The sequence below is a fragment of the Arenibacterium halophilum genome, assembly GCF_005938225.1.
Classification (GTDB): Bacteria; Pseudomonadota; Alphaproteobacteria; order Rhodobacterales; family Rhodobacteraceae; genus Arenibacterium; species Arenibacterium halophilum.
Map to the genome: position 1 here is coordinate 1,099,809 of NZ_VCPC01000002.1, position 19,618 is coordinate 1,119,426.

At 63.9% G+C, this 19,618-nt stretch carries 17 protein-coding genes and 1 tRNA gene; 6 read left to right on the forward strand and 12 right to left on the reverse strand.

The window, feature by feature from the left end:
• Positions 1-34 precede the first annotated feature (34 nt).
• The 5 genes from FGK64_RS12030 to FGK64_RS12050 form a co-directional block, all read right to left on the reverse strand.
• Positions 35-571, reverse strand: coding sequence for a GNAT family N-acetyltransferase (locus tag FGK64_RS12030; RefSeq protein ID WP_138864017.1), 537 nt, complete (start codon positions 569-571; stop codon positions 35-37).
• A 147-nt stretch (positions 572-718) separates the two neighbouring features.
• A complete protein-coding gene (gene rpmA / locus FGK64_RS12035) occupies positions 719-988 on the reverse strand; it encodes a 50S ribosomal protein L27 (protein WP_138864018.1) in 270 nt (89 codons plus the stop codon).
• 12 nt (positions 989-1,000) lie between these two features.
• Positions 1,001-1,627 (reverse strand): 50S ribosomal protein L21, encoded by a 627-nt coding sequence (locus FGK64_RS12040; protein WP_138864019.1) that lies wholly within the window; start codon positions 1,625-1,627, stop codon positions 1,001-1,003.
• Positions 1,628-1,825: 198 nt separating this feature from the next.
• Positions 1,826-2,647, reverse strand: coding sequence for a DUF2059 domain-containing protein (locus FGK64_RS12045; RefSeq protein ID WP_138864020.1), 822 nt, complete (start codon positions 2,645-2,647; stop codon positions 1,826-1,828).
• A gap of 2 nt (positions 2,648-2,649) precedes the next feature.
• Positions 2,650-3,516: a DUF2059 domain-containing protein gene (locus tag FGK64_RS12050; protein ID WP_138864021.1), complete on the reverse strand. Its 867-nt coding sequence runs from the start codon at positions 3,514-3,516 to the stop codon at positions 2,650-2,652.
• Between the two features lie 123 nt (positions 3,517-3,639).
• Here FGK64_RS12050 and FGK64_RS12055 point away from each other — a divergent pair.
• Together FGK64_RS12055 and FGK64_RS12060 are read left to right on the forward strand one after the other, a co-directional pair.
• Positions 3,640-3,729: transfer RNA gene (locus tag FGK64_RS12055), tRNA-Ser, on the forward strand.
• A 211-nt stretch (positions 3,730-3,940) separates the two neighbouring features.
• A complete protein-coding gene (locus FGK64_RS12060; protein ID WP_138864022.1) occupies positions 3,941-6,586 on the forward strand; it encodes a PAS domain S-box protein in 2,646 nt (881 codons plus the stop codon).
• Here the strand turns inward: FGK64_RS12060 and FGK64_RS12065 are convergent.
• On the reverse strand, positions 6,583-7,464 hold the full coding sequence (locus FGK64_RS12065) for a LysR family transcriptional regulator (protein WP_138864312.1): 882 nt from the start codon (positions 7,462-7,464) through the stop codon (positions 6,583-6,585). The two genes, FGK64_RS12060 and FGK64_RS12065, sit on opposite strands and share 4 nt — an antisense overlap.
• Positions 7,465-7,563: 99 nt before the next feature.
• On the opposite strand from FGK64_RS12065, the gene FGK64_RS12070 reads away from it, so the two are divergent.
• The 4 genes from FGK64_RS12070 to FGK64_RS12085 all read left to right on the forward strand — a co-directional run bounded on the left by FGK64_RS12070 (position 7,564) and on the right by FGK64_RS12085 (position 12,981).
• Entirely contained in the window at positions 7,564-10,413 is a 2,850-nt protein-coding gene (locus FGK64_RS12070; protein WP_210236564.1) for a molybdopterin oxidoreductase family protein, read from the forward strand.
• The gene (locus FGK64_RS12075) at positions 10,410-11,198 is read left to right on the forward strand and encodes a 4Fe-4S dicluster domain-containing protein (protein ID WP_138864024.1); all 789 of its coding nucleotides are present in this window, start codon (positions 10,410-10,412) and stop codon (positions 11,196-11,198) included. Before FGK64_RS12070 ends, FGK64_RS12075 begins: the two co-directional genes overlap by 4 nt.
• A gap of 10 nt (positions 11,199-11,208) precedes the next feature.
• Entirely contained in the window at positions 11,209-12,138 is a 930-nt protein-coding gene (locus FGK64_RS12080; RefSeq protein WP_138864025.1) for a dimethyl sulfoxide reductase anchor subunit family protein, read from the forward strand.
• A 75-nt stretch (positions 12,139-12,213) separates the two neighbouring features.
• Positions 12,214-12,981, forward strand: a complete 768-nt coding sequence (locus FGK64_RS12085) for an SDR family NAD(P)-dependent oxidoreductase (protein ID WP_210236565.1) — start codon at positions 12,214-12,216, stop codon at positions 12,979-12,981.
• Between the two features lie 13 nt (positions 12,982-12,994).
• Here FGK64_RS12085 and FGK64_RS12090 read toward each other — a convergent pair whose 3' ends face one another.
• The 6 genes from FGK64_RS12090 to FGK64_RS12115 all read right to left on the reverse strand — a co-directional run bounded on the left by FGK64_RS12090 (position 12,995) and on the right by FGK64_RS12115 (position 19,615).
• Positions 12,995-15,508, reverse strand: a complete 2,514-nt coding sequence (locus FGK64_RS12090; protein ID WP_138864027.1) for a cation:proton antiporter — start codon at positions 15,506-15,508, stop codon at positions 12,995-12,997.
• Between the two features lie 178 nt (positions 15,509-15,686).
• Positions 15,687-16,853: a lipid-A-disaccharide synthase gene (gene lpxB / locus FGK64_RS12095; RefSeq protein ID WP_138864028.1), complete on the reverse strand. Its 1,167-nt coding sequence runs from the start codon at positions 16,851-16,853 to the stop codon at positions 15,687-15,689.
• Complete coding sequence (locus FGK64_RS12100) at positions 16,850-17,662, reverse strand: LpxI family protein (protein WP_138864029.1); 813 nt, start codon at positions 17,660-17,662, stop codon at positions 16,850-16,852. The genes lpxB and FGK64_RS12100 overlap by 4 nt, the downstream gene beginning before the upstream one ends.
• A 3-nt stretch (positions 17,663-17,665) precedes the next feature.
• Positions 17,666-18,451 carry an acyl-ACP--UDP-N-acetylglucosamine O-acyltransferase gene (lpxA, locus tag FGK64_RS12105; RefSeq protein WP_138864030.1) on the reverse strand — a complete coding sequence of 262 codons (786 nt, stop codon included), beginning with the start codon at positions 18,449-18,451 and terminating at the stop codon, positions 17,666-17,668.
• 5 nt (positions 18,452-18,456) lie between these two features.
• Positions 18,457-18,921, reverse strand: a complete 465-nt coding sequence (gene fabZ / locus FGK64_RS12110; RefSeq protein ID WP_138864031.1) for a 3-hydroxyacyl-ACP dehydratase FabZ — start codon at positions 18,919-18,921, stop codon at positions 18,457-18,459.
• A 79-nt stretch (positions 18,922-19,000) separates the two neighbouring features.
• Positions 19,001-19,615 carry an OmpH/Skp family outer membrane protein gene (locus tag FGK64_RS12115; RefSeq protein ID WP_246057741.1) on the reverse strand — a complete coding sequence of 205 codons (615 nt, stop codon included), beginning with the start codon at positions 19,613-19,615 and terminating at the stop codon, positions 19,001-19,003.
• Positions 19,616-19,618: the final 3 nt, after the last annotated feature.

Sequence of the window (19,618 nt, forward strand, 5' to 3'; positions counted from 1 at the left end):
ATCGGTTCCTTATCGCAACGGCCCGGCCGTCGCATCACAATTTGCGGCTGTAGGTCCATGTGGCGACCGTTGCATCGCGCGCCACCGAGTAGCTTTCGGCGTCGCCCAGATACTGGAACCCGCAATGAGTCAGCACCTGGGCCGAGGCCGGGTTGTCCTGAAACACACTGGCGAACATCGTGTCATCCGCGTGCGGGTTGGCATCGATCAGCGCCTGTACGGCATCCGAGGCAAGGCCCGTGTTCCAGAACACCGGCGCAACCCAATAAGCAACCTCGGACTGGTTGCGGTCCAGCGGCTTCAGGGAAACGATGCCCATCAACTCGGCGCCGTCGGATTTCGTGCCGTCGATGGCCCAGATGTCTTCGTCGCGATCCTTCGACAGGGCGCGCGCCACGAAGGCCTCGGCGCTGCCCGGTGGCAGCGGATGCGGGATCGACGTGGTCATCGTCGCCACACGCTTGTCGCCGGCGTAGTGGCCAATCAGCCCCATATCGGACTTGCGTAGGGGGCGCAGGTCGAAGCGTTCGGTTTCAACAACCGCCTGTTCGGGTATATGATCCAGTTTCATCCTGTGTGTCTCCTCCGAAACAACTTAATCAATACATTCGCTCCGCCCCTCGCGCGCCAAGTGGCACGTCCCCCCGATTGGGCCGGAAACAAGAAAGGGGACCGGCTTTTGCCGATCCCCTGAATTTTGCAACCCTTCGGGTACGGCTTACTCTGCGGCCTCCGCCACTGGCAGAACCGAAATGAAGGTACGGCCCTTGAGGCCTTTGTGGAACGTCACGGCGCCATCGGTGGTCGCAAAGATCGTGTGATCCTTGCCAAGGCCAACGCCCTCGCCCGGCCAGAACTTGGTGCCGCGCTGACGCACGATGATGTTGCCTGCGATGGCCGACTGACCACCGTAAAGTTTCACGCCAAGACGACGACCCGCGGAATCGCGACCGTTGCGCGAGGAGCCGCCTGCTTTTTTATGTGCCATGCTATGCTCTCCTTAGCCTTTGCTCAGTTCTTTGGCCTGCTCGATCCAGCCTTCGCGCTCGATCCGGCCCTTGAACGACAGTTGCTCGTCCATAGCAGCAACATCGGCGTCCGTCCATGCCGCGATCTGGGCAAAGGTGGTCACGCCTGCGCCATGCAGCTTCTTTTCCAGCGCGGGGCCGACGCCCGACAGCTTGGTCAGATCGTCTGCGCCTTCGGCTTTGGCCGCGGGCTTGGCTTTCTTTGCAGGCGCCTTTTCCGACACGGTGGCCGAGGTGCCTGCAGCGCTGGCGCCGATGGCGGCCTTGATACCGGATTTGTCAGCGCCCGAAGCCAGGATCTCGGTGATCTTGACAAGGGTCAGCTTCTGACGGTGGCCACGGGTCCGCTGCGAGCCATGCTTACGACGGCGTTTGACAAAGTTGATGACCTTGTCGCCCTTGATCTGTTCGATCACTTCGGCCTGCACCCCGGCGCCTTCGATCAGCGGCGCGCCAACGGTGGTCTTGTCACCGCCCAGCATCAGGATGTCGTTGAATTGTACTGTTTCGCCAGCGTCAGCAGCCAGTTTTTCGACCCGGAGGATATCGCCCGAGGCTACTTTGTACTGCTTGCCACCGGTCTTGATGACCGCAAACATGTGCATAGTCCTTTTTCTACCGCGTCTTTCGGCCCCCAAGGTGGGCGTTTCGGGCCAATGGCCGCCCCGGACAGCGCGCCCCCATCGGGGCGAATGATAACAAAACCCGGCGCGAAGCTTCGGCCGGGTGCGCGGCTTATGCGAGGAACAGCCGTCGCTGTCAACCGGATTCGAGGGATTCTGGGCGCATCGACCCGCCTAGAGGTCGCTGGCCTGCAGTTCGTCCGCGACAGCCCTGCCAAGCGCGTAATAGATCGTGTGGTACATCCGGTCAAATCCGTCGAACAGCGCGGCATTCAATGCCTGTCCGGTCTCGCTTTCGGAAAACTCCAGGTAGGCCTGCATGTCCTGTTCCGACAACGGGCTGTACGCCATGAACAGGAACCGGCGCAGCCAGCCATCGGTATCGGCGCGGATCGCATCCTCCTCGGACCAGACAAGGTCAAGGATTTCACCCTCGCCCATGCGATGGCTGCCGCCATCGACCAGCCCGCGATAGAAGCGGTAATTCGCCCCAAGCGCGCCCGACACGTTGCGCTCGGTCAGGTCGTTGATGTCGATGAAACGATCTACCATCGCCACGCGGGACGATTGCGCCTCTTCAGCCTGCGAAAGTGCCTGCGCGGCCATTTCATCCACTGCCGGTTCAGTGATGGCGACGCGGGCGTCCAGTTCCAGTGTAATGATACGTTTGCCGCGGTCGCTGGTGAAAAAGGCGATCGACTGGTCGATCTGTTCCTCGGTCAGCCCCGCGCCGATCCGCGACCCAAGCGTATCAAGCATCGTCTCTGGGTCGTAGATGTCGGAAATGCGCCGGTCATAATAGGCGCCAGCCTGCCCCGACAGCATATCGGTTTTCAAACCGTTGCCATAGACCAGGCCTTCGTCGCGCAGCACCTCAACGACGCGGGCCAAGTCCAGGGCCCGTTCCATTTCGGGCACGCGGCCACCCGCATTTGCGCCACCCACCCCGATGAACAGGGCCGTGACCCAGACCAGAAGACAGCGCAAGGCGCGCATCGTCAGATATCCTGCCCGGGATGCAGGTCGGCCATCCGCGCGGCCAGAACCTCGAACCGGTTGGCCATGATTTCATACTGCACCGCGTTCAGCAGCTGATACACCTCTTGCATCTGCGGTGTTTCCAGCGCCTCGGCATAGGCGATCAGATCGGCATCCGAGATATCCTTGTAGGTGAACGCCGCAGATTTCATCGACGACTCCATCAATGCCGCGCGCATTTCATCTTCTTGCGTTTTCATCGCGGCGCGCAGCTCTTCCGGATCCATCCGCAGTTCGATCACCCCTGCGGCGGCGGCCGACACGAGAAACCGCACCTGAATTTCCTGAATGGCGCGCAGGCTCATCCCGGCCGAGTCGATGGCAGCCATCATCCGTTCCAGCGTGGCAATCCGCGCTTGTCCACGGTCGGTTTCGGACAGGTCGGCCAGAATTTCGGCCCCACCCGTTTGCGCGATACTGTCATCGCTTTCGCTGTGCGAGGCGTTTTCCACTTCGACCAGCCGTTGCCCCAGGTCCGAGGCGTAGAAGTCGACCGCGTGATCCAGGTTTTCCTGCGTCAAGGTTTGCTCAAGAATGTCCAGCGCCATCTTGCGCATGATCGCCGTGTCGAACACCGAGCCCGACACGCGCGTCCAATCGGCACCAAAAGCATCGGGCTGCACGCCCAGCATCTGCGGCGCGGACCCGGCGGAAAAGGCAATACTGTCCAGGGCAATGTCGAAGCCGGTCACATTCAGGAAGTCACGGATCGAGTCGCGATCGGCAGCGCGGGCAGCCGGTGGCGAAATCGCCAAGGCAATAAGGCAGCCGAGGGCCGCGAGCAGGGTAACATGAAGCGGGGCGCGACGCGCAGGAGCATGGGTCATACCGGGGATCCTAGGCGATTTGGGTTAACGGGCAATGGCAAATCGCAAGTTTGAATTTTCTGTGATTTCTCCCCTTGCCACCCGGAGGCGATCTGGTTACACGGTCGCTCCACAGACCCCCGCGGAGAGGTGCCGGAGTGGTCGAACGGGGCGGTCTCGAAAACCGTTGTGGGTGCAAGCCCACCCAGGGTTCGAATCCCTGTCTCTCCGCCATCAGGCTTCTTGGTATACGCCATCGAAACTGCCTGCTGCGCCCCTGAAGTATCGGCGAAAAGATTTATCTGTGACGCTGAATAGCGTCGTGTTGCCAGGGCAACAAACGGGGCATCGCGATCAAGCTCGGGCATCAAGGCGCTTCTGGCACCGCTGATATTTCGCTATTGGCAGCAATCTAATATGTATCAATACCCAGACTGTCTTGAATATGAATACCCAAGTACTGACGGACGCCGCCGGCCTAGGCGGCCACCACAGGCAAGCCACCGTCACCACCGCAGACATCGCAACTCTCGACGCGCTTCACGCGGTACAGCTGGTGGCTTGGTTCACATCCGAGGGCGAGCTGCAAGACGCCAACGGTAACGTTCTTTCAGCGACAGGGCTTACGCTCGAGACGATCCAGGAACGTACCCGGGCCGAATTGATCAGGTCACATGACACCGACGCGACCCGGGCATTCTGGTCGGCGCTGAACCGCGGCGAACCGCAACGTGGCGAATTCCGCCTGCCCGCCCGGGATGGCGGCAGCATCTGGGTTGAAGGTGCCTATGTTCCATCCGTCTCGGCCACGGGCACGGTTGACCGGATCGGGTTGTTCGGGTTCGACGTCACCGCCCGCAAGCTGGCCAAGTCCGACTCGGCCGATCAGATGGCGGCGATTGCCAAGTCTCACGCCGTCATCGAATTCGATCTCGACGGGTTCATCCTGTCGGCCAACGGCAACTTCCTTGAAGCGGTCGGCTACGATCTGGCCGAGATCCAAGGCCGGCACCACCGCATGTTCGTGCACGAAGACGAGGCCAACGGCGAGGTTTACGCAAACTTCTGGCGGCAGTTGCGCAACGGCACCTTTCAAGCCGGCGAATTTTCCCGCATCACCAAGCAAAACCACACGGTCTGGTTTCAAGCCAGCTATAGCCCCATCTTCAATGAACAGGGCGAGGTGACGCGGATCGTGAAATATGCGACCGACATCACCCGCGCCAAGGCCATGGCCGAGGACCTGCAAGGCCAGATCAAGGCCCTGTCGCATTCCCAGATGACGATCGAACTGTCGCTGGACGGCACGATCGTTACGGCAAACCGCAACTTTCTGGAAACCTTCGGCTATGAGATGTCCGAAGTTCAAGGCCAGCATCACCGCATGTTTGTCACGCCCCAGGAAGCGGCGGGCGACGCCTATCTTCAGTTCTGGGCCAAGCTGGCGCGCGGCCAGTTTCAGTCGGCCACCTATAAACGGATTGCCAAGGGCGGTCGCGAGGTTTGGATTCAAGCCAGCTATAATCCCATTCTCGACAAGCATGGCCGCCCGTTCAAGGTGGTGAAATTCGCCACCGATGTGACCGACACCCATTCCGGTTCCGCGGCTTCTGCAAAGGGCACCGCCCCGCAGGAAACCGAAGCTGGGCTGAAATCTGCGCTGATGCGCCAATCCATCACCGATGCGCCGAATGGCATGGCGCTGCTGGATTCGATGGGCACCTTCCTTCACATCAACCCGGCGCTATGCGCGCTGCTTGGCGCCGCCCCCGAAGAGGTTCTGGGCCAGCGGCTGGACGATTTCCTTGCGTCTGGCGCGCCGCTGTTCGGATCGGACGACACATCGGATCTGGAACAGGGCAAGACACAACTGATACAGGAAGAGCGCCCGCTGCAACGCAGCGACGGAACCGAGATCTGGACGATGTTGCACCTGACGCGCGAGCGCAACAGCAGCACGGGTTCCACCGCCTTCGTGCTTCAGGTACAGGACATCTCGGAACGGCAGGCGGCGCAGCAACTGAAGATCGATTTCATCGCCACTGTCAGCCACGAACTGCGCACGCCGTTGGCGTCGATCAAGGGCGCTTTGGGGCTGGTGCTGGCCAATACCCAGATCGCTTTGGACCCAAAAGTTGAACGTCTGGTGGCGCTGGCGATGAAGAACAGCGAACGGCTGGCCTCGCTGGTGAATGATTTGCTTGATATGGAAAAGCTGTCGTCGGGTCAGGCACAATTCCGGGTGTCGGACCAATCGATCAATATGCTGCTGTCGCAAGCGGTGGCGATCAACCAGCCCTACGGCACGGAATTCGGCGTCGACTATGCGCTGGAACTACCCGACAGTGATATCTGGATCAAGGCCGACGCGGACCGGTTTCATCAGGTGCTGTCGAACCTGCTGTCGAACGGCACCAAATTCTCGCCCCGGGGGTCGAAGGTGCGTGTGGTGTGCACGCCGTCCGAAGGCTCTGTTCGCGTGGGCATCATCGATGCGGGCCCGGGCGTTCCCGAAAGCTTTCAGAACAAGATCTTCCAGCCGTTTTCCCAGGCCGACAGTTCGGCGACCCGCCAGAAGGGCGGCACCGGGCTGGGGCTGAATATTTCGCGCCAGATCGTCACGCGGATGGGTGGCAAGATCGGATTTCAGAACCTCGACGAAGGCGGCTGCGAATTCTGGTTTACCGTGCCGACGATCAAAGGCCCCGATGTGGCCGCAACACAGTCGGCGGCAGACGATACCGGCAATGAGACCCAACGCATTCTGCATATCGAACCCGACAGCGATTTCGCCGAGGTTTTCGATGCTACACTGGCAGACCGGTTCGACATCACGCATGTCGCAAACATCGATGCGGCCCGGCCCACCCTGCGCGCCTCACGCTTCGAGGCCATCGTGATAGACTGGAACGGGCCCGACTCGGAAATTGCCGCCTTTTCAAAGGAACTGCGCAAGCTGCAACCGCACGCCAAGCTGATCGGCCTGTGCACTGAAGACCGGATCGTTGGAGCCTTCGGGGCCGGAAACTTCGTGAAAGGCCGTCAGGACATGTCGGTGTTCAAGGCGGAATTGGTCAGGATGCTGGCCTAGCCGTCCGGCTCGGCGTCCATCACATCAAACAACGCTTCCATCGCGCGCGTCTGGTGGCGGTCGGGATGGGTCAGCGCCGAAAACGGGCGCCGACCGTCGGGCAGCCGAATCACCGCAAGCGCGCCCGCATGGGTCAGCGCCAAATCTGACACAACAGTGGCATCGCCCCCGGCAGCAATGGCGCCAAGGATCGCCTCGTTCGAGGGCAGTTCAAGGCTGACAATCAATGCATCCAGCGCCATGCCCTGCCGCGCAAGGTGGCGTTCAAATTCGGCCCGGGTGCCCGAGCCACGTTCGCGCAGGATCCAGCGCGCCGTGTGATAGTCTTCGGGCGGAACCCTGTCGCGCCCGGCCCAAGGATGATCGCGCCGCACGCCGATGGCCAGATGGTCGCTGCCAACTTCGCGCCGGGTCAGACCGGTGTCGTGGATATCGCTCTCCACCAGCCCGATGTCGGCGCTGCCTTCGGTCACCGCCTCGGCCACCTGCGCGGTATTGCCGACGGATACCTGCACGTCAATTTCCGGATAGGCCCGGTGCAGCGCGATCAGCCGCGCAGGCAGCCAATAGCTTGCCACCGTCTGGCTAGAATGCAGGCGCAGCCGCCCGCGCGGTTTGGCCGACAAATCCTGCAACACGACGCGCGCCGCCTCGACCCGGGCGAGGATCTGGCGCGCTTCTTCCAGGAAAATCTTGCCCGCCTCGGACAGTTCGATCCGCCGCCCGACGCGGTGAAACAGCTTTACCCCGGACTGGTTTTCCAGATTGGCGATCGACACGCTGACGGCCGATTGCGTCAGGTTCAACGCCTCGGCGGCGCGCGTCACATGCAGCCGGTCGGCCACGGCCACGAAAATGCGAAGCTGGTCAAACGTCATCCACTCCATCTATCAGATCGAATGATCTAAGCAATATAATGAATTTGCTTTATGCGTCGGGGTGCTTTTCCATGGGCCGATACGAAGGGATCAGCCAACATGCCAAGTCAGCCCAAGGTCGCCATGGATATTCCCGCAGGTGATACAATGCGCCAGACGACCTGCTATATATGCGCCTGCCGATGCGGCATCAACGTTCACCTGAAGGACGGCAAGGTCAAATACATCGAAGGCAACCGGAACCACCCGGTGAACAAGGGCGTACTGTGCGGCAAGGGCAGCGCCGGGATCATGCAGCACTACTCACCTGCCCGCCTGCGCGCCCCGATGAAACGGGTCGGGCCGCGCGGATCCGGCCAGTTCGAAGAAATCAGCTGGGACGAGGCGCTGGAGCTGGCGACCGATTGGCTCGGCTCGGTGCGCAAGAAGGATCCCCGCAAGCTGGCGTTCTTCACAGGCCGCGACCAAAGCCAAAGCCTGACGGGGTTCTGGGCGATGCAATATGGCACGCCGAATTTTGCTGCCCACGGCGGGTTCTGTTCGGTCAATATGGCCGCCGGGGGGCTTTACACCTTTGGCGGGGCCTTCTGGGAGTTTGGCGACCCGGATTGGGATTTGACCAAGTATTTCGTGCTTTTCGGCGTGGCCGAGGATCATGCCAGCAACCCGATCAAGATCGGCATCGGCAAGCTGAAGGCGCGCGGCGCCAAGATCGTGTCGGTCAATCCGGTGCGCACCGGCTATAACGCGGTGGCCGATGAATGGGTCGGCATTCGTCCCGGCACCGACGGGCTGTTTGTGGGCGCGCTGATCCACGAGCTGTTCCGGACCGAGCAGATCGACCTCGATTACCTCGTGCGCTATACCAACGCGCCCTGGCTGGTGATCGACGCGCCGGGCACCGCGCGGGACGGGCTGTTCGCACGGGACGCTTCAGGCAATCCGCTGGCGTGGGACACCGCCAAAGGCGGCTTGGTGAACGGCAAGGCGGCGGGCATCACTCCGGCGCTGACCGGGCGCCGCGATTTGCCCGATGGCTCTACCGCGCGGCCGGTATTCGAGTTGATGGCCGAACGCTACATGGGCGGCGATTACACCCCCGAAGCGGTCGAGGATCGCACTGGCGTGCCTGCCGATCAGATCCGTCGCATCGCGGCCGAGCTGGCCCATGTGGCCTTTCAGGAAGAGATCGTGCTGGACCGGCCGTGGACCGACTGGGCCGGACGCCGCCACGACAAGATGATCGGGCGGCCGGTGTCGATGCATGCGATGCGGGGCATCTCGGCCCATTCGAACGGGTTCCAGACCTGCCGGATGATCCACCTGTTGCAGATCCTGCTGGGCTCGATCGACAGCCCGGGTGGCTTCCGCTACAAACCGCCCTACCCCAAACAGACCCCGCCGAACCTGCTGCCCCACGGCGCAAGCGGCGACATCAAACCCGAGATGCCGCTGGGCGGGCCGCATCTTGGCTTCCCGCATGGGCCCGAACACCTGCTGCTGGACGATGCAGGCCAGCCCAGCCGTCTGGACAAGGGCTTTTCCTGGGACGCCCCGATGAGCGCGCATGGCCTGATGCATATGGTCATCAACAACGCCGCCACGCGCGACCCCTACGGGATTGACGTTTTGTTCATGTATATGGCGAACATGGCGTGGAATTCGTCGATGAACGTGCCCGGTACGCTGGATGCGCTGACGGCCAAGGACGACGCCGGCAACTACAAGATTCCGAAGATCATCTATTCCGATGCCTATTATTCGGAAACCGTGCCCTTTGCCGATCTGATCCTGCCCGATACGACCTATCTGGAGCGGTGGGATTGCATTTCGCTGCTCGACCGCCCGATTTCCGAGCCCGAGCTTGTGGCCGATGCGATCCGCCAGCCGGTTGTCACGCCCGACCGCAACGTGCGCGGGTTCCAGGAGGTGCTGATCGACCTTGGCGCGCGGTTGAAACTGCCGAAATTCGTGAACGAAGACGGCAGCCCGAAATACCCCGGCGGCTATCCCGATTACATCGTGAACCACGAGCGCAAGCCCGGCATCGGGCCTTTGGCCGGGTTTCGCGGGGCGGATGGCGAAGACAGCTGTGTAGGCGCGCCGAACCCCGACCAGCTGGACAAATACATTGAAAACGGCGCGTTCTTCGGCCTGCATATGGCGCCGGAACATGCTTATTTCCGCCACGCCAACCGGGGTTATCTGGACTGGGGCATCGAAAAGGGCATCCGCATGTCGGCCGAGCCGACGATCTTTCAGCTTTACAGCGAACCCTTGCAGAAATTTCGCCTTGCCGCGCAGGGCCACGGCGACCGGCAGCCGCCCGAGCGCGCGCGCGATCGGATCCGCGCGCATTTCGACCCGCTGCCCTTCTGGTATCCCCCGCTGGAAGAACAGGCCGTCAGCGGCTACCCGCTGCACGCGATCACCCAGCGCCCGATGCATATGTATCATTCCTGGGGGTCGCAGAACGCCTGGCTGCGCCAGATCACGGCGGCAAACCGGCTGTATATCCACGACAGCGTTGGCGCGCAGATCGGGGTGGTGGATGATGACTGGGTCTGGCTGCGCTCGCACCTGGGCCGGGTCAAATGCCAGGTCCGGCTGATGGAGGGCGTGAACCCGCTCACCGTCTGGACGTGGAACGCCATCGGCAAGCGCAAGGGCGCCTGGGGTCTGGACGACGATGCGCCCGAAAGCAACCAGGGCTTCCTTCTGAACCACCTGATATCCGAGCTGCTGCCGGCGGGCGGCGGCGGCTATCGCTATTCCAACTCGGATCCGATCACCGGGCAGGCCGCGTGGTTCGACCTGCGCGTGGCCATCGAAAAGGCCGATGGCGCGGGCGAGACGGAACCAAGGTTCGAACCGCTGGGCCACGCGAGCCAGCCACCTTCGCCGCGCAAGCTGGCCTTTGGCCGGTCGTTCAGAAAGGCGCGCACATGACATCGCTTCCCGCCTGCACCGACAAGAAGCTGGGCCTGTCGATCGATCTGGATATCTGCGTGGGCTGTCAGGCCTGCGTGACCTCCTGCAAGGAATGGAACACTGGCGGCTACTCCGCGCCGCTGTCCGATCACGACCCTTACGGCGCTGACCCGTCGGGCGCGTGGCTGAACCGGGTGCATTCCTTTGAAGTCAGCGAACCGGGCTGGGCGCGCACGCTGCATTTCCCGCGCTCGTGCCTGCATTGCGAAAGCCCCGAGTGCGTGACGGTCTGCCCCACGGGGGCCAGCTATAAACGCACCGAGGACGGCATCGTTCTGGTCAACCCCGACACCTGCATCGGGTGCAAGCTGTGTTCCTGGGCCTGCCCCTATGGCGCGCGGGAATACGACCACGACGATGGCGTGATGAAGAAATGCACGCTCTGCGTCGACCGCATCTACAATGACACCCTGCCCGAGGAGGACCGCGTGCCCGCCTGCGTGCGCGCGTGCCCCACCGGCGCCCGCGCCTTTGGCGATTTCGCCGATCCCGACAGCGCGGTCAGCCGGGCCGCCGAGGAACGCGGCGGGTTCGATTTGCTCAAGGAATTCGGCATCGGCCCGGTCAACACCTATCTGCCACCACGCCGAGGCCCTGCCGCGCAGGCCAATCCGCATCAGCCGGGGCATCCGGCGACCTCGCCCAACGGGGCCAGGGTCGCGCCCCTGCCCGCCAGCCTGGCGAAACCGGGCGGGACGCTTGAAAAACTCTTTGCCTGGGCCGACCGGGCGCTGACACGTTAGGGGCGCGCAGATGAACCCGGCCTATTCCGTCATCTTCTTCACCACCGCCTCGGGCGCGGGCTATGGGCTGCTGGTGTGGCTCTGCCTTGCCGAGGTGGCTGGCCTTTTGCCCGATCACCGCTGGCTGCCCTTTGGCACGCTGGCGCTGGCGCTTGCCTTGGCGACCGCCGGGCTGCTGTCGTCCACCTTTCACCTTGGCCACCCGGAACGGGCGTGGCGGGCGCTGTCACAATGGCGGTCATCGTGGCTCTCGCGTGAAGGCGTGGCCGCGCTGGCAACCTATGTCCCCGCGGGGCTGCTGGGGCTGATCTGGCTGTTCGGCCTGTCGTCTCCGCTGGTGCCGGTGCTGTGTCTGCTGTCGGTTGCGGGGGCCGTGGCAACGGTGTGGTGCACCGGCATGATCTATGGCTCACTGCGCACGATCCACCAGTGGAATCAACCGCTTGTGCCAGTGATCTACCTTGCCCTTGCGGCGGCTTCGGGCGCGGTGCTGCTGGCGCTGATCCTGTCGGTCTGGGGTCTCGTCTGGCCCGCGCTGCTGGCGCTGGTGGCGCTGGGCGCGGCGTTGGCGTTGAAACTGGCCTATTTCGCGCGGATCGACGGCAGCAGCGCGGGCTATACAGTGCAGATGGCGTTGGGCCTGTCGCCGGATGCGCGGGTGCGTGTGCTGGACCCGCCGCACAGCCGGCCCAATTTCGTGATGCGCGAGATGGGGTATCAGGTTGGCCGCCGCCATGCCACGCGGCTGCGCCGGATCGCGCTGGGCGCGCTGTTTGGCGCGCCGCTGGTGTTGATCGTGGTAAGCCTGTTTGGCTTCGCGCCAGCCTTGCTGACGCTGGCGGTGCTGTCCTTGGCGCTGGGGCTGATCGTGGAACGCTGGCTGTTCTTCGCCGAGGCGCGCCACGTTTCGATGCTGTACTACGGCCAAAGCGAAGCCTGACCGCGTGTTTTGCCATAGCACCTTTGTGCCACCTGCATTAGCGTTCCGGCGAACCAATCGGGAGGCAAGATTATCGTGACATGGCAAGGCTTTGACGGAGGCGTCGCAATCATTACAGGCGGCGCCGGAGCAATCGGGATTGCGATCGCCCGCTCGCTTGGAAACGGGGGCGCGCGCGTCGCCCTGTGGGATACCCGCGACGAGGCACTTGAGGCGGCAGGGGCGACCCTTGCCAAAGACGGGATCGAGCATCTTCTCTACCGGGCCGACCTCACACAGGAACCAGAGGTCGAAGCGGCCCATGAAGCCACGGTTGCCGCGTTTGGCCCGGTCGACATGCTGGTGAACGCGGCAGGCATCTCTCCGCGCGAGGCGGCGGTGAGCCAATCCCTTGACACATGGCAACGCACGATGGATGTCAACGTGACATCGGTGTTTCTTGCATCGCGCATCGTCGCGCGCGGAATGATTGCCAAAGGCACGGCAGGCCGCATGGTCCACCTTGGGTCGATCATGGGGCTGTCCGGCGGTGGGCTATACCCTAACCTTGCCTATCACACATCGAAAGGTGCCATCGTCAACGCCACGCGGGCCATGGCCTGTGAATGGGCCGCCGATGGGCTGCGCGTAAATTCGGTTGCGCCGACTTGGGTCGATACGCCCTTCCTTGGCGCCTTGAAATCCGACCCCGAGGCGATGCGCCGGATTGCCGAGGTCACACCTCTGGGCCGCGTGGCAACGGCAGAGGAAGTGGCCGACGCGGTGTGTTTCCTGCTGAGCAAGCAAAGCGCGATGATTACGGGGCACACCTTGCCCGTGGATGGTGGGTTTCTCTCGAAGTAAGGGCCGGTTCGGATCAATCCCGATCCTTGGGCGCGGGCAGGATGGCCTCTGGTTCGATCCCCCGTGCCACAGCGCTGGCGGCAACCGCGTTGCGCAGCGCCTTGCTGCGGCCCAGCAACTGGCGGAACCGATCTTCGTCCAGTACCAGAAGCGTTGTCGGGGCGATGGCGCGCACGTTGGCGCGGCGGGCGCGGTTTGTCAGAATCGCCATCTGGCCGAACATGTCGCCACGCCCCAGCCTCCAGACCTGTCCCGCGGTTTCCAATTCGACCGCGCCCGAGGCGATGAAAAACACCTGACGCGCCGCGCTGTCCTTGTGCAACATGACCTCTCCGGCGTTCACGTACCGGGTGCGCAGCGATCGGCCCAGCCGTTTCAACGCGCCGTCGTCCAATTCGGCAAACACCGGGAATTGCTGAACAAACGCAGCACGTTGCAGGGCCACATCAAGGCGCGGGCGGTCTTCGGCGGCGGTGCGGCGGGCGGCCACATCCTGCATCAGCGCGGTGTGCACCTCGGCCCCGATCAGCCCATCCTCGCGCATGGTGATGTACTCGCGCTCCTCCATCCGAAGCGCGGTCCGGCGGATGAACCGGCGTTCCAGTTCCTCGGCATAGCCCGGATATTGCAGCCGCAGCGCCTCGAGCGCGGTTTCCACGCCGTCGATGCGGCGAGTCAACAGATCGCGCAGCAGATCGGCCACCCGGCGGCCGTGGATCCGCCGGATGCGCCCGTCGATGAAGGCGCCCAGATCGCGCAGGATCAGCCGTTGCGACAGCAGCAGCTCGAACCGATCGGCGGTCAGCCGCGCCAGCGGGCCCGACAGGCCCAGCCGCCCGTGCAGCAGAACGGCAGCGCGGAAGGCGGGCCCATAGACCACGCTGCGCCGGGCCGCGCGCTGATAGCCGTTGCGGCCCTGCGTGCGCGCACCTTCGATCAGCCGGTCGGCTTCGGACACCACCACATCAGCCATGCGGGCGGAAATCGTCCGCTCGCGCACCCGTGCAAGGATCGTGTCGCGCTCATGTCCCGCCAGCGCGATCAGGCCCAGCGTGATCCGGTCGCGGTCAAGGATGTCGGCGCTGTCCTCGGCCTGTTTCACCGCCAGATCCAGCCGTTCGCCAAAGCGTTTCGCCTCGGACCGGACAGTATCGCGGTTCAATTCGTAATTCTCGGTTGTACGGGCCACATCTTCGCGCACGGTTTGCAGGGCAACGGCGACCACCTGCCGCGACAGCGCCTCGTCGATGGGCGATAGCCGGTCCAGCCCCAGACGTCCGATGATCCAACGCAGCGTGGTCCCTTGCACCAGCAGCGTGAACAGCGTGAAGCCGGTGGCCAGGATACCGACAAGCCTCTGGATGTCACCGGGGACGCGCACGCTTTCCGTCACGGCCAGCGCCAGCGCCAGCGTCACAGCGCCACGCAAGCCACCCCAGAGGATGGCCGCCCGATAGGGCCGTTCGACCATGGGCGACAGGCGCATCAGCGTCAGCAACGGCATCAGCCCGAACAGGATCACCGCGCGCGCCGCGATGGCGGCCAGCACCACCACGCCGATCAGCGCGAAATCGCCCCAGCGGACCTCTTCCAGCAGGCGCGGAATCAGCAGCGCGGCCAGAATAAAGATCAGCGCCCCGGCCCAATGCGCCAGCACGTCCCAAAGCTCGCGAAGGTTGGCCCAGGACTGCGGAGGCAACCGCCCCGGCGCTGTCAGGTTCAGCGTCAGCCCGGCGGCGACCACCGCGATTACGCCCGAAGCGCCGATGATCTGTTCCGCCACGATATAGGCCAAATAGGGCAACGCGACCGAGATCGAGGTTTGCGCCAGCTCGTGCCGGTTGAACATCGCCATGACCCAGACGGCCAGCCGCGCCGCGAACCAGCCCGTCGCCGCGCCGCCCGCGATCAGCATGGGGAAGCGGGCCAGCGCCGCCCCCAGTTCCGGGTCGGGCACGCCCAGCATCACGAACCCCATGAACAGACCGAACAATGCGATGGCTGCGGCGTCGTTCAGCAGGCTTTCGCCCTCGATGATGCGCGCCAGCCGCCGCGGGGCCGAAATCGAGCGGAAGATCGAGACCACGGCAGACGGGTCCGTGGTCGACACGATCGCCCCGATCAGCAGGCAGGCCGCCAGCGGCAGCGCACTGACCCACGCCAGCGCGTAGCCGATGCTGAGGGTTGCAACCACCACCGCGACCACCGCCAGCACAAGGATCGGCACCCAATCGTCCAGCATCCGGCGCAGGTTCATGCCCAGCGTCGCCTGAAACAGCAGCGTCGGCAGGAAGACATACAGGAACACGTTCGATCGGATCGGCAGGCCCAAAATTGCCTCGGCCACAGGGTTCAGCGCATCGGTCAGATCGGTGCGCAGGAAAAACGTGGCCCCCGCCGCAATCAGGATGCCCAGAAGTGCAAGGATCACGCTGTAGGGCACGCGCAGCCGGGCGGCCAGCGGCTCAGCCGCGCCGATCACAAGGAACAGCGAGGCGATGACCGTGGTGACAAGAATGATGTCCATGAACCCGGAATACCAGAAATGGCCCGCAAGTGGCGGAAGAATTTGAACCTTTCGGTCCGGCGAAGGGATGGGCCGCAGCCGGAACAGGGGTCTCGGGCACGTCTGTCGTCTAGCTGGCGTGTCGCGGCGCTTGCGTCAAGGGGCGCGGCGGACAGGCATCGGCAAATTGCCGCCGCGCTCAGGGGCGCGCGCGGTCCAGCCCGTCCAGCACCGCGCGCGCGGCGCGCAGGCCCGGGCGCTCTCCTCCCTGCCCCAGCCGCTCCATCGTGAGCGCCATGGCATCGGTTTGGGCCTGCGGATCGGCCAGCACCGCCGACAACCCATCGGCAATCTCCTCGGGCGTGCAGGCGGGACCAAGGAATTCGGGCACGACGCGGGTGTCGGACACGAGGTTGACCAGCGTGACCGTGTCGATCAAAGCCATGCGCGAGATGATGTCATGGGTCAGCCGGTTCATGCGATAGGCGATCACCATCGGGGTCTGCGCCGCCGCCAGTTCAAGTGAGACAGTGCCCGAGGCCGCCAGCGCCAGGTCAGCGGTGGCAAAGGCCGCCCGCTTGTGCGCGGCCATCACCTCGGGCGCCACATCGCGCGGATCCAGCACCACGGTTTCGACGGGCCATGCGGCGACCGCCTCTTGCACCATGCCGGCCACCGGAGCGGCGGCGGGCACGATCACCGGCATGTCGGGATGGCGCGCGCCAAAGCGGGCCACCGCCGCGCCGAACACGTCGGATAGCCGCCCCACCTCGGACCGGCGCGACCCGGGCAGCACCAGCAGGCACGACCGGCTGCCAAGCCCATAGCGGTTGCGCAGATCGGCGATTTCGCCGGGTTTCGCCACGGGTTCGGCCACCACCGGGTGGCCGACGAAATCACACTCCATCCCCGCGCGAGTCATCAGCGGCGGTTCAAACGGGAACAGCGCCAGCACCTGGTCGACCACCTCGGCCATCTTGGCGGCGCGCCCCGGACGCCACGCCCAGACCGTAGGCGCGACATAGTGCACCGAACGCACCGCCATCTGCGCCTTGACCAGACGCACCACGCGCAGGCAGAAATCGGGGCTGTCGATGGTGATAAGAACATCGGGGCGCGCGGCAATCACCGCCTCGGCGGTTTCGCGGATCAGGCGTTTGAGGTGAAAATACTTCGGCAGGATCTCGGCCAGGCCCATGACCGACAGTTCGTCCATCGGAAACAGGCTGGTCAGCCCCTGTGCCTGCATCTGCGGCCCGCCGATGCCCTGAAAACTGATGCCGGGGGCCAGGTCGTGCAAGCCTTCCATCATCGCACCGCCCAGCCGGTCGCCCGAGGGTTCGCCCGCGATCACAAAGGCTTTCATGCGGCGCGCACCCACAGGAACAGCCCGGCCTTGTCAGCCGCCGCAATCACCGCGGGGGCGTCCAGCACCATGACACCATCAGCGGCCAGAACGATGCCATCCAGCCCTGCGGCCTTTGCGCCGATCACCGTGTCTACGCCAATGGCCGGCATGTCGAACCGCCGATCTTGCCCGGCTTTCGGCGCTTTGAACAGGATGCCGCCGCGCGGTCCGTCATGTGCGCCTTCGCCGGTAAGTGAGCGTAGCATCCAGTCGGTGCCCGGATAGGCCTCGACCGCAAGCACCTGACCGCGCGACACCACGCAGCCCTGTCCGATGTCCTGATCCGACAGCGCCGCAACCACCGCCATCGCGCGTTCCGCATCGCGGGCGTGGGTGTCGGCGGGTGTGTGTGTGCCCAGCACGCCCGCCTCGGGCAGAAGATCGGCGCGCAACTCATGCGCTGCGACCGGGGTCAACCCGGCCTCCTGAAACAGCGTTGCAACCGCGCGCAATGCGCTGTCATCTCCCCCGCCAAGCGCAGCGGCGATCCGCGGCAGCAAAGGCGCGGTGGCAGCATCGACAAGGCCGGGGTCGAAGGTGGGCCGCCGCACAGCCCCCGCGAAACACACGCGGGTCACGCCGCGCGCCACCAGATCGGCGATCAGGGTTCCCAACTGTTCCAACCGGAAGGGCATCACCGGCAGATCGCCGCGCCCCTCAATCGGATGGCCGTGCAGTTCGGCCAGCACGGGGGATTCGCCCTGAGCAACCAAAGCCTCGATCACCAGCCCGGGCAGCCGCCCGGTGCCCCCAACGATTGCCAGCATGACCTAGCCCCCGGGCGTCAGGAACGACCGGTCGCTGTCGCCCAGCACGAAGGCGACGATCTCGCGGACATAATCGCTTTCGGTTTCGTCACCCAGACGGCGGGCGCGGTCCTGAAAGGTGCCCTCGCCCTGCGCCAGCATCTGAAACGCCGCTCGAAGCGCGGTGATATCCGAACGTTTCACACCGCGCCGCTTCAGCCCGACAAGGTTCAACCCGTCCAGATGCCCGCGCGGCGCCTGCACCAGCCCATAGGGGATCACATCGTTGGTCACCATCGTCACCGCACCAATGATTGCGCCCTTGCCGATGCGTACCCATTGGTGAATGCCCGAGAGCCCACCAACGATCACGTCATCCTCGAGCACGCAATGGCCCGCGATGGCGGCATTGTTCACCACGATCACCCGGTCGCCGATCTGCGCGTCATGGGCGATATGCGCGCCTGCCATGAACAGCCCGTCATCACCCACGCGCGTCACGCCGCCACCACCTTCGGTTCCGGCATTCATCGTGACATGCTCGCGGATGCGGTTGCGCTTGCCCACGACCAGCTTGCTGTGTTCGCCGCGAAATTTCAGATCCTGCGGAATTTCACCGATCACGGCGAAGGGAAAGATCACCGTATCTTCGCCAACTTCGGTGTCGCCCGCGATCACGACATGGCTTTTCAACTCGACCCGGTCGCCCAGCACCGCCTGGGCGCCCACCACACAGAATGGCCCGATCGTGCAGTCGGCGCCGATCCGGGCGCCCTCTTCGATCACGGCAGAGGGATGGATGCTGCTCATTTCGACTACGCCTTCGGCAGGTCGATCATGGCGGTAAATTCGGCCTCGGCCGCCAGTTCACCGTCCACAGTCGCCTTGCCCGCGAATTTCCAGACCTTGCCGCCCGGTTTTCCGCGCGTGGTGGTCACCTGCATTTCCAGCACATCGCCAGGGCCAACCTTGCGGCGGAATTTGCAGCCGTCGATGGCCATGAAATAGATCAGCAGTTCCTTGTCCGCCATATCCAGCGCCACGCCCACCATCACGCCTGCGGTCTGAGCCATCGCTTCAACGATGGTGACGCCGGGCATGACCGGCACGCCGGGGAAATGGCCCTGAAAATGCGGCTCGTTCATGGTGACATTCTTGATGCCCTTGGCCGAATTCGTGCCGTCGATCTCGACCACCTTGTCGACCAGCAGGAACGGATACCGATGCGGAAGGATCCGCTGGATCAGTTGGATATCCGCGCTTTGCAAACCATCGCTCATGGCTGTCACTCTCCTGTTGCGGTGCTGTCACTGACTAACAACCGGGGCGCCGCTGGGCCAGACCCTAGTTTTGTGACCTTTAATCGCCAGCGGGGGCCTGCCCCGGCTCGGGTGTCGTGTCGGGGGTTTGAGGCCGGCCCGACAGCAATCCCTGCCCGTCGCCAATCTTGGCGTCGATCCGTTCAATCGCCAGTTCGGTTATATCAGTGGCATTGGCACTCAGGAACACGCTTGACCGTTCAAGGATCACCCCCGCACCCGTATCTTGCATGACCCCTGCCAGAACTGGCCGCAGTGCCTCGAAAAATGCTCCGCGCGCTTCGTCTCGGCGCTGGGCCAAGGCACGCGCCTTGCCGTCCTGAACGCTACGTATCGTCTGAACCTTGGCATCGAACGCATCGGCGAGCTTTCGAAACTCGTCCGGGTCCATACTTGCACGCCGTTCGGTCAGGTCCAGCTCTTCTGCGGTCAATTCAGATTCAATCCGGCGGTTCTCGGCCGCAAGAACAGTGCCGTCGGCCTCGATTTCGCGTGCGATCCGCTGGCCAAACGCCGAGTCCACAAACAACCGGTCCGAAGAAATCGTCAGGATCGCGCTTTGCGGCAGACCCAGTTGCTGGGCCTGCGCAGCTGACGCGCCGAGACATCCCAGAGCAATCAGACCCGCCAAGAGAACGCTACGAAGCCGGCTCACGCG

Coding starts and splice junctions, on each gene's coding strand:
- FGK64_RS12030 (WP_138864017.1), bottom strand. CDS start 571: ATGAAACTGGATCATATACCCGAACAGGCGGTTGTTGAAACCGAACGC.
- rpmA (WP_138864018.1), bottom strand. CDS start 988: ATGGCACATAAAAAAGCAGGCGGCTCCTCGCGCAACGGTCGCGATTCC.
- FGK64_RS12040 (WP_138864019.1), bottom strand. CDS start 1,627: ATGTTTGCGGTCATCAAGACCGGTGGCAAGCAGTACAAAGTAGCCTCG.
- FGK64_RS12045 (WP_138864020.1), bottom strand. CDS start 2,647: ATGCGCGCCTTGCGCTGTCTTCTGGTCTGGGTCACGGCCCTGTTCATC.
- FGK64_RS12050 (WP_138864021.1), bottom strand. CDS start 3,516: ATGACCCATGCTCCTGCGCGTCGCGCCCCGCTTCATGTTACCCTGCTC.
- FGK64_RS12060 (WP_138864022.1), top strand. CDS start 3,941: ATGAATACCCAAGTACTGACGGACGCCGCCGGCCTAGGCGGCCACCAC.
- FGK64_RS12065 (WP_138864312.1), bottom strand. CDS start 7,464: ATGACGTTTGACCAGCTTCGCATTTTCGTGGCCGTGGCCGACCGGCTG.
- FGK64_RS12070 (WP_210236564.1), top strand. CDS start 7,564: ATGCCAAGTCAGCCCAAGGTCGCCATGGATATTCCCGCAGGTGATACA.
- FGK64_RS12075 (WP_138864024.1), top strand. CDS start 10,410: ATGACATCGCTTCCCGCCTGCACCGACAAGAAGCTGGGCCTGTCGATC.
- FGK64_RS12080 (WP_138864025.1), top strand. CDS start 11,209: ATGAACCCGGCCTATTCCGTCATCTTCTTCACCACCGCCTCGGGCGCG.
- FGK64_RS12090 (WP_138864027.1), bottom strand. CDS start 15,508: ATGGACATCATTCTTGTCACCACGGTCATCGCCTCGCTGTTCCTTGTG.
- lpxB (WP_138864028.1), bottom strand. CDS start 16,853: ATGAAAGCCTTTGTGATCGCGGGCGAACCCTCGGGCGACCGGCTGGGC.
- FGK64_RS12100 (WP_138864029.1), bottom strand. CDS start 17,662: ATGCTGGCAATCGTTGGGGGCACCGGGCGGCTGCCCGGGCTGGTGATC.
- lpxA (WP_138864030.1), bottom strand. CDS start 18,451: ATGAGCAGCATCCATCCCTCTGCCGTGATCGAAGAGGGCGCCCGGATC.
- fabZ (WP_138864031.1), bottom strand. CDS start 18,921: ATGAGCGATGGTTTGCAAAGCGCGGATATCCAACTGATCCAGCGGATC.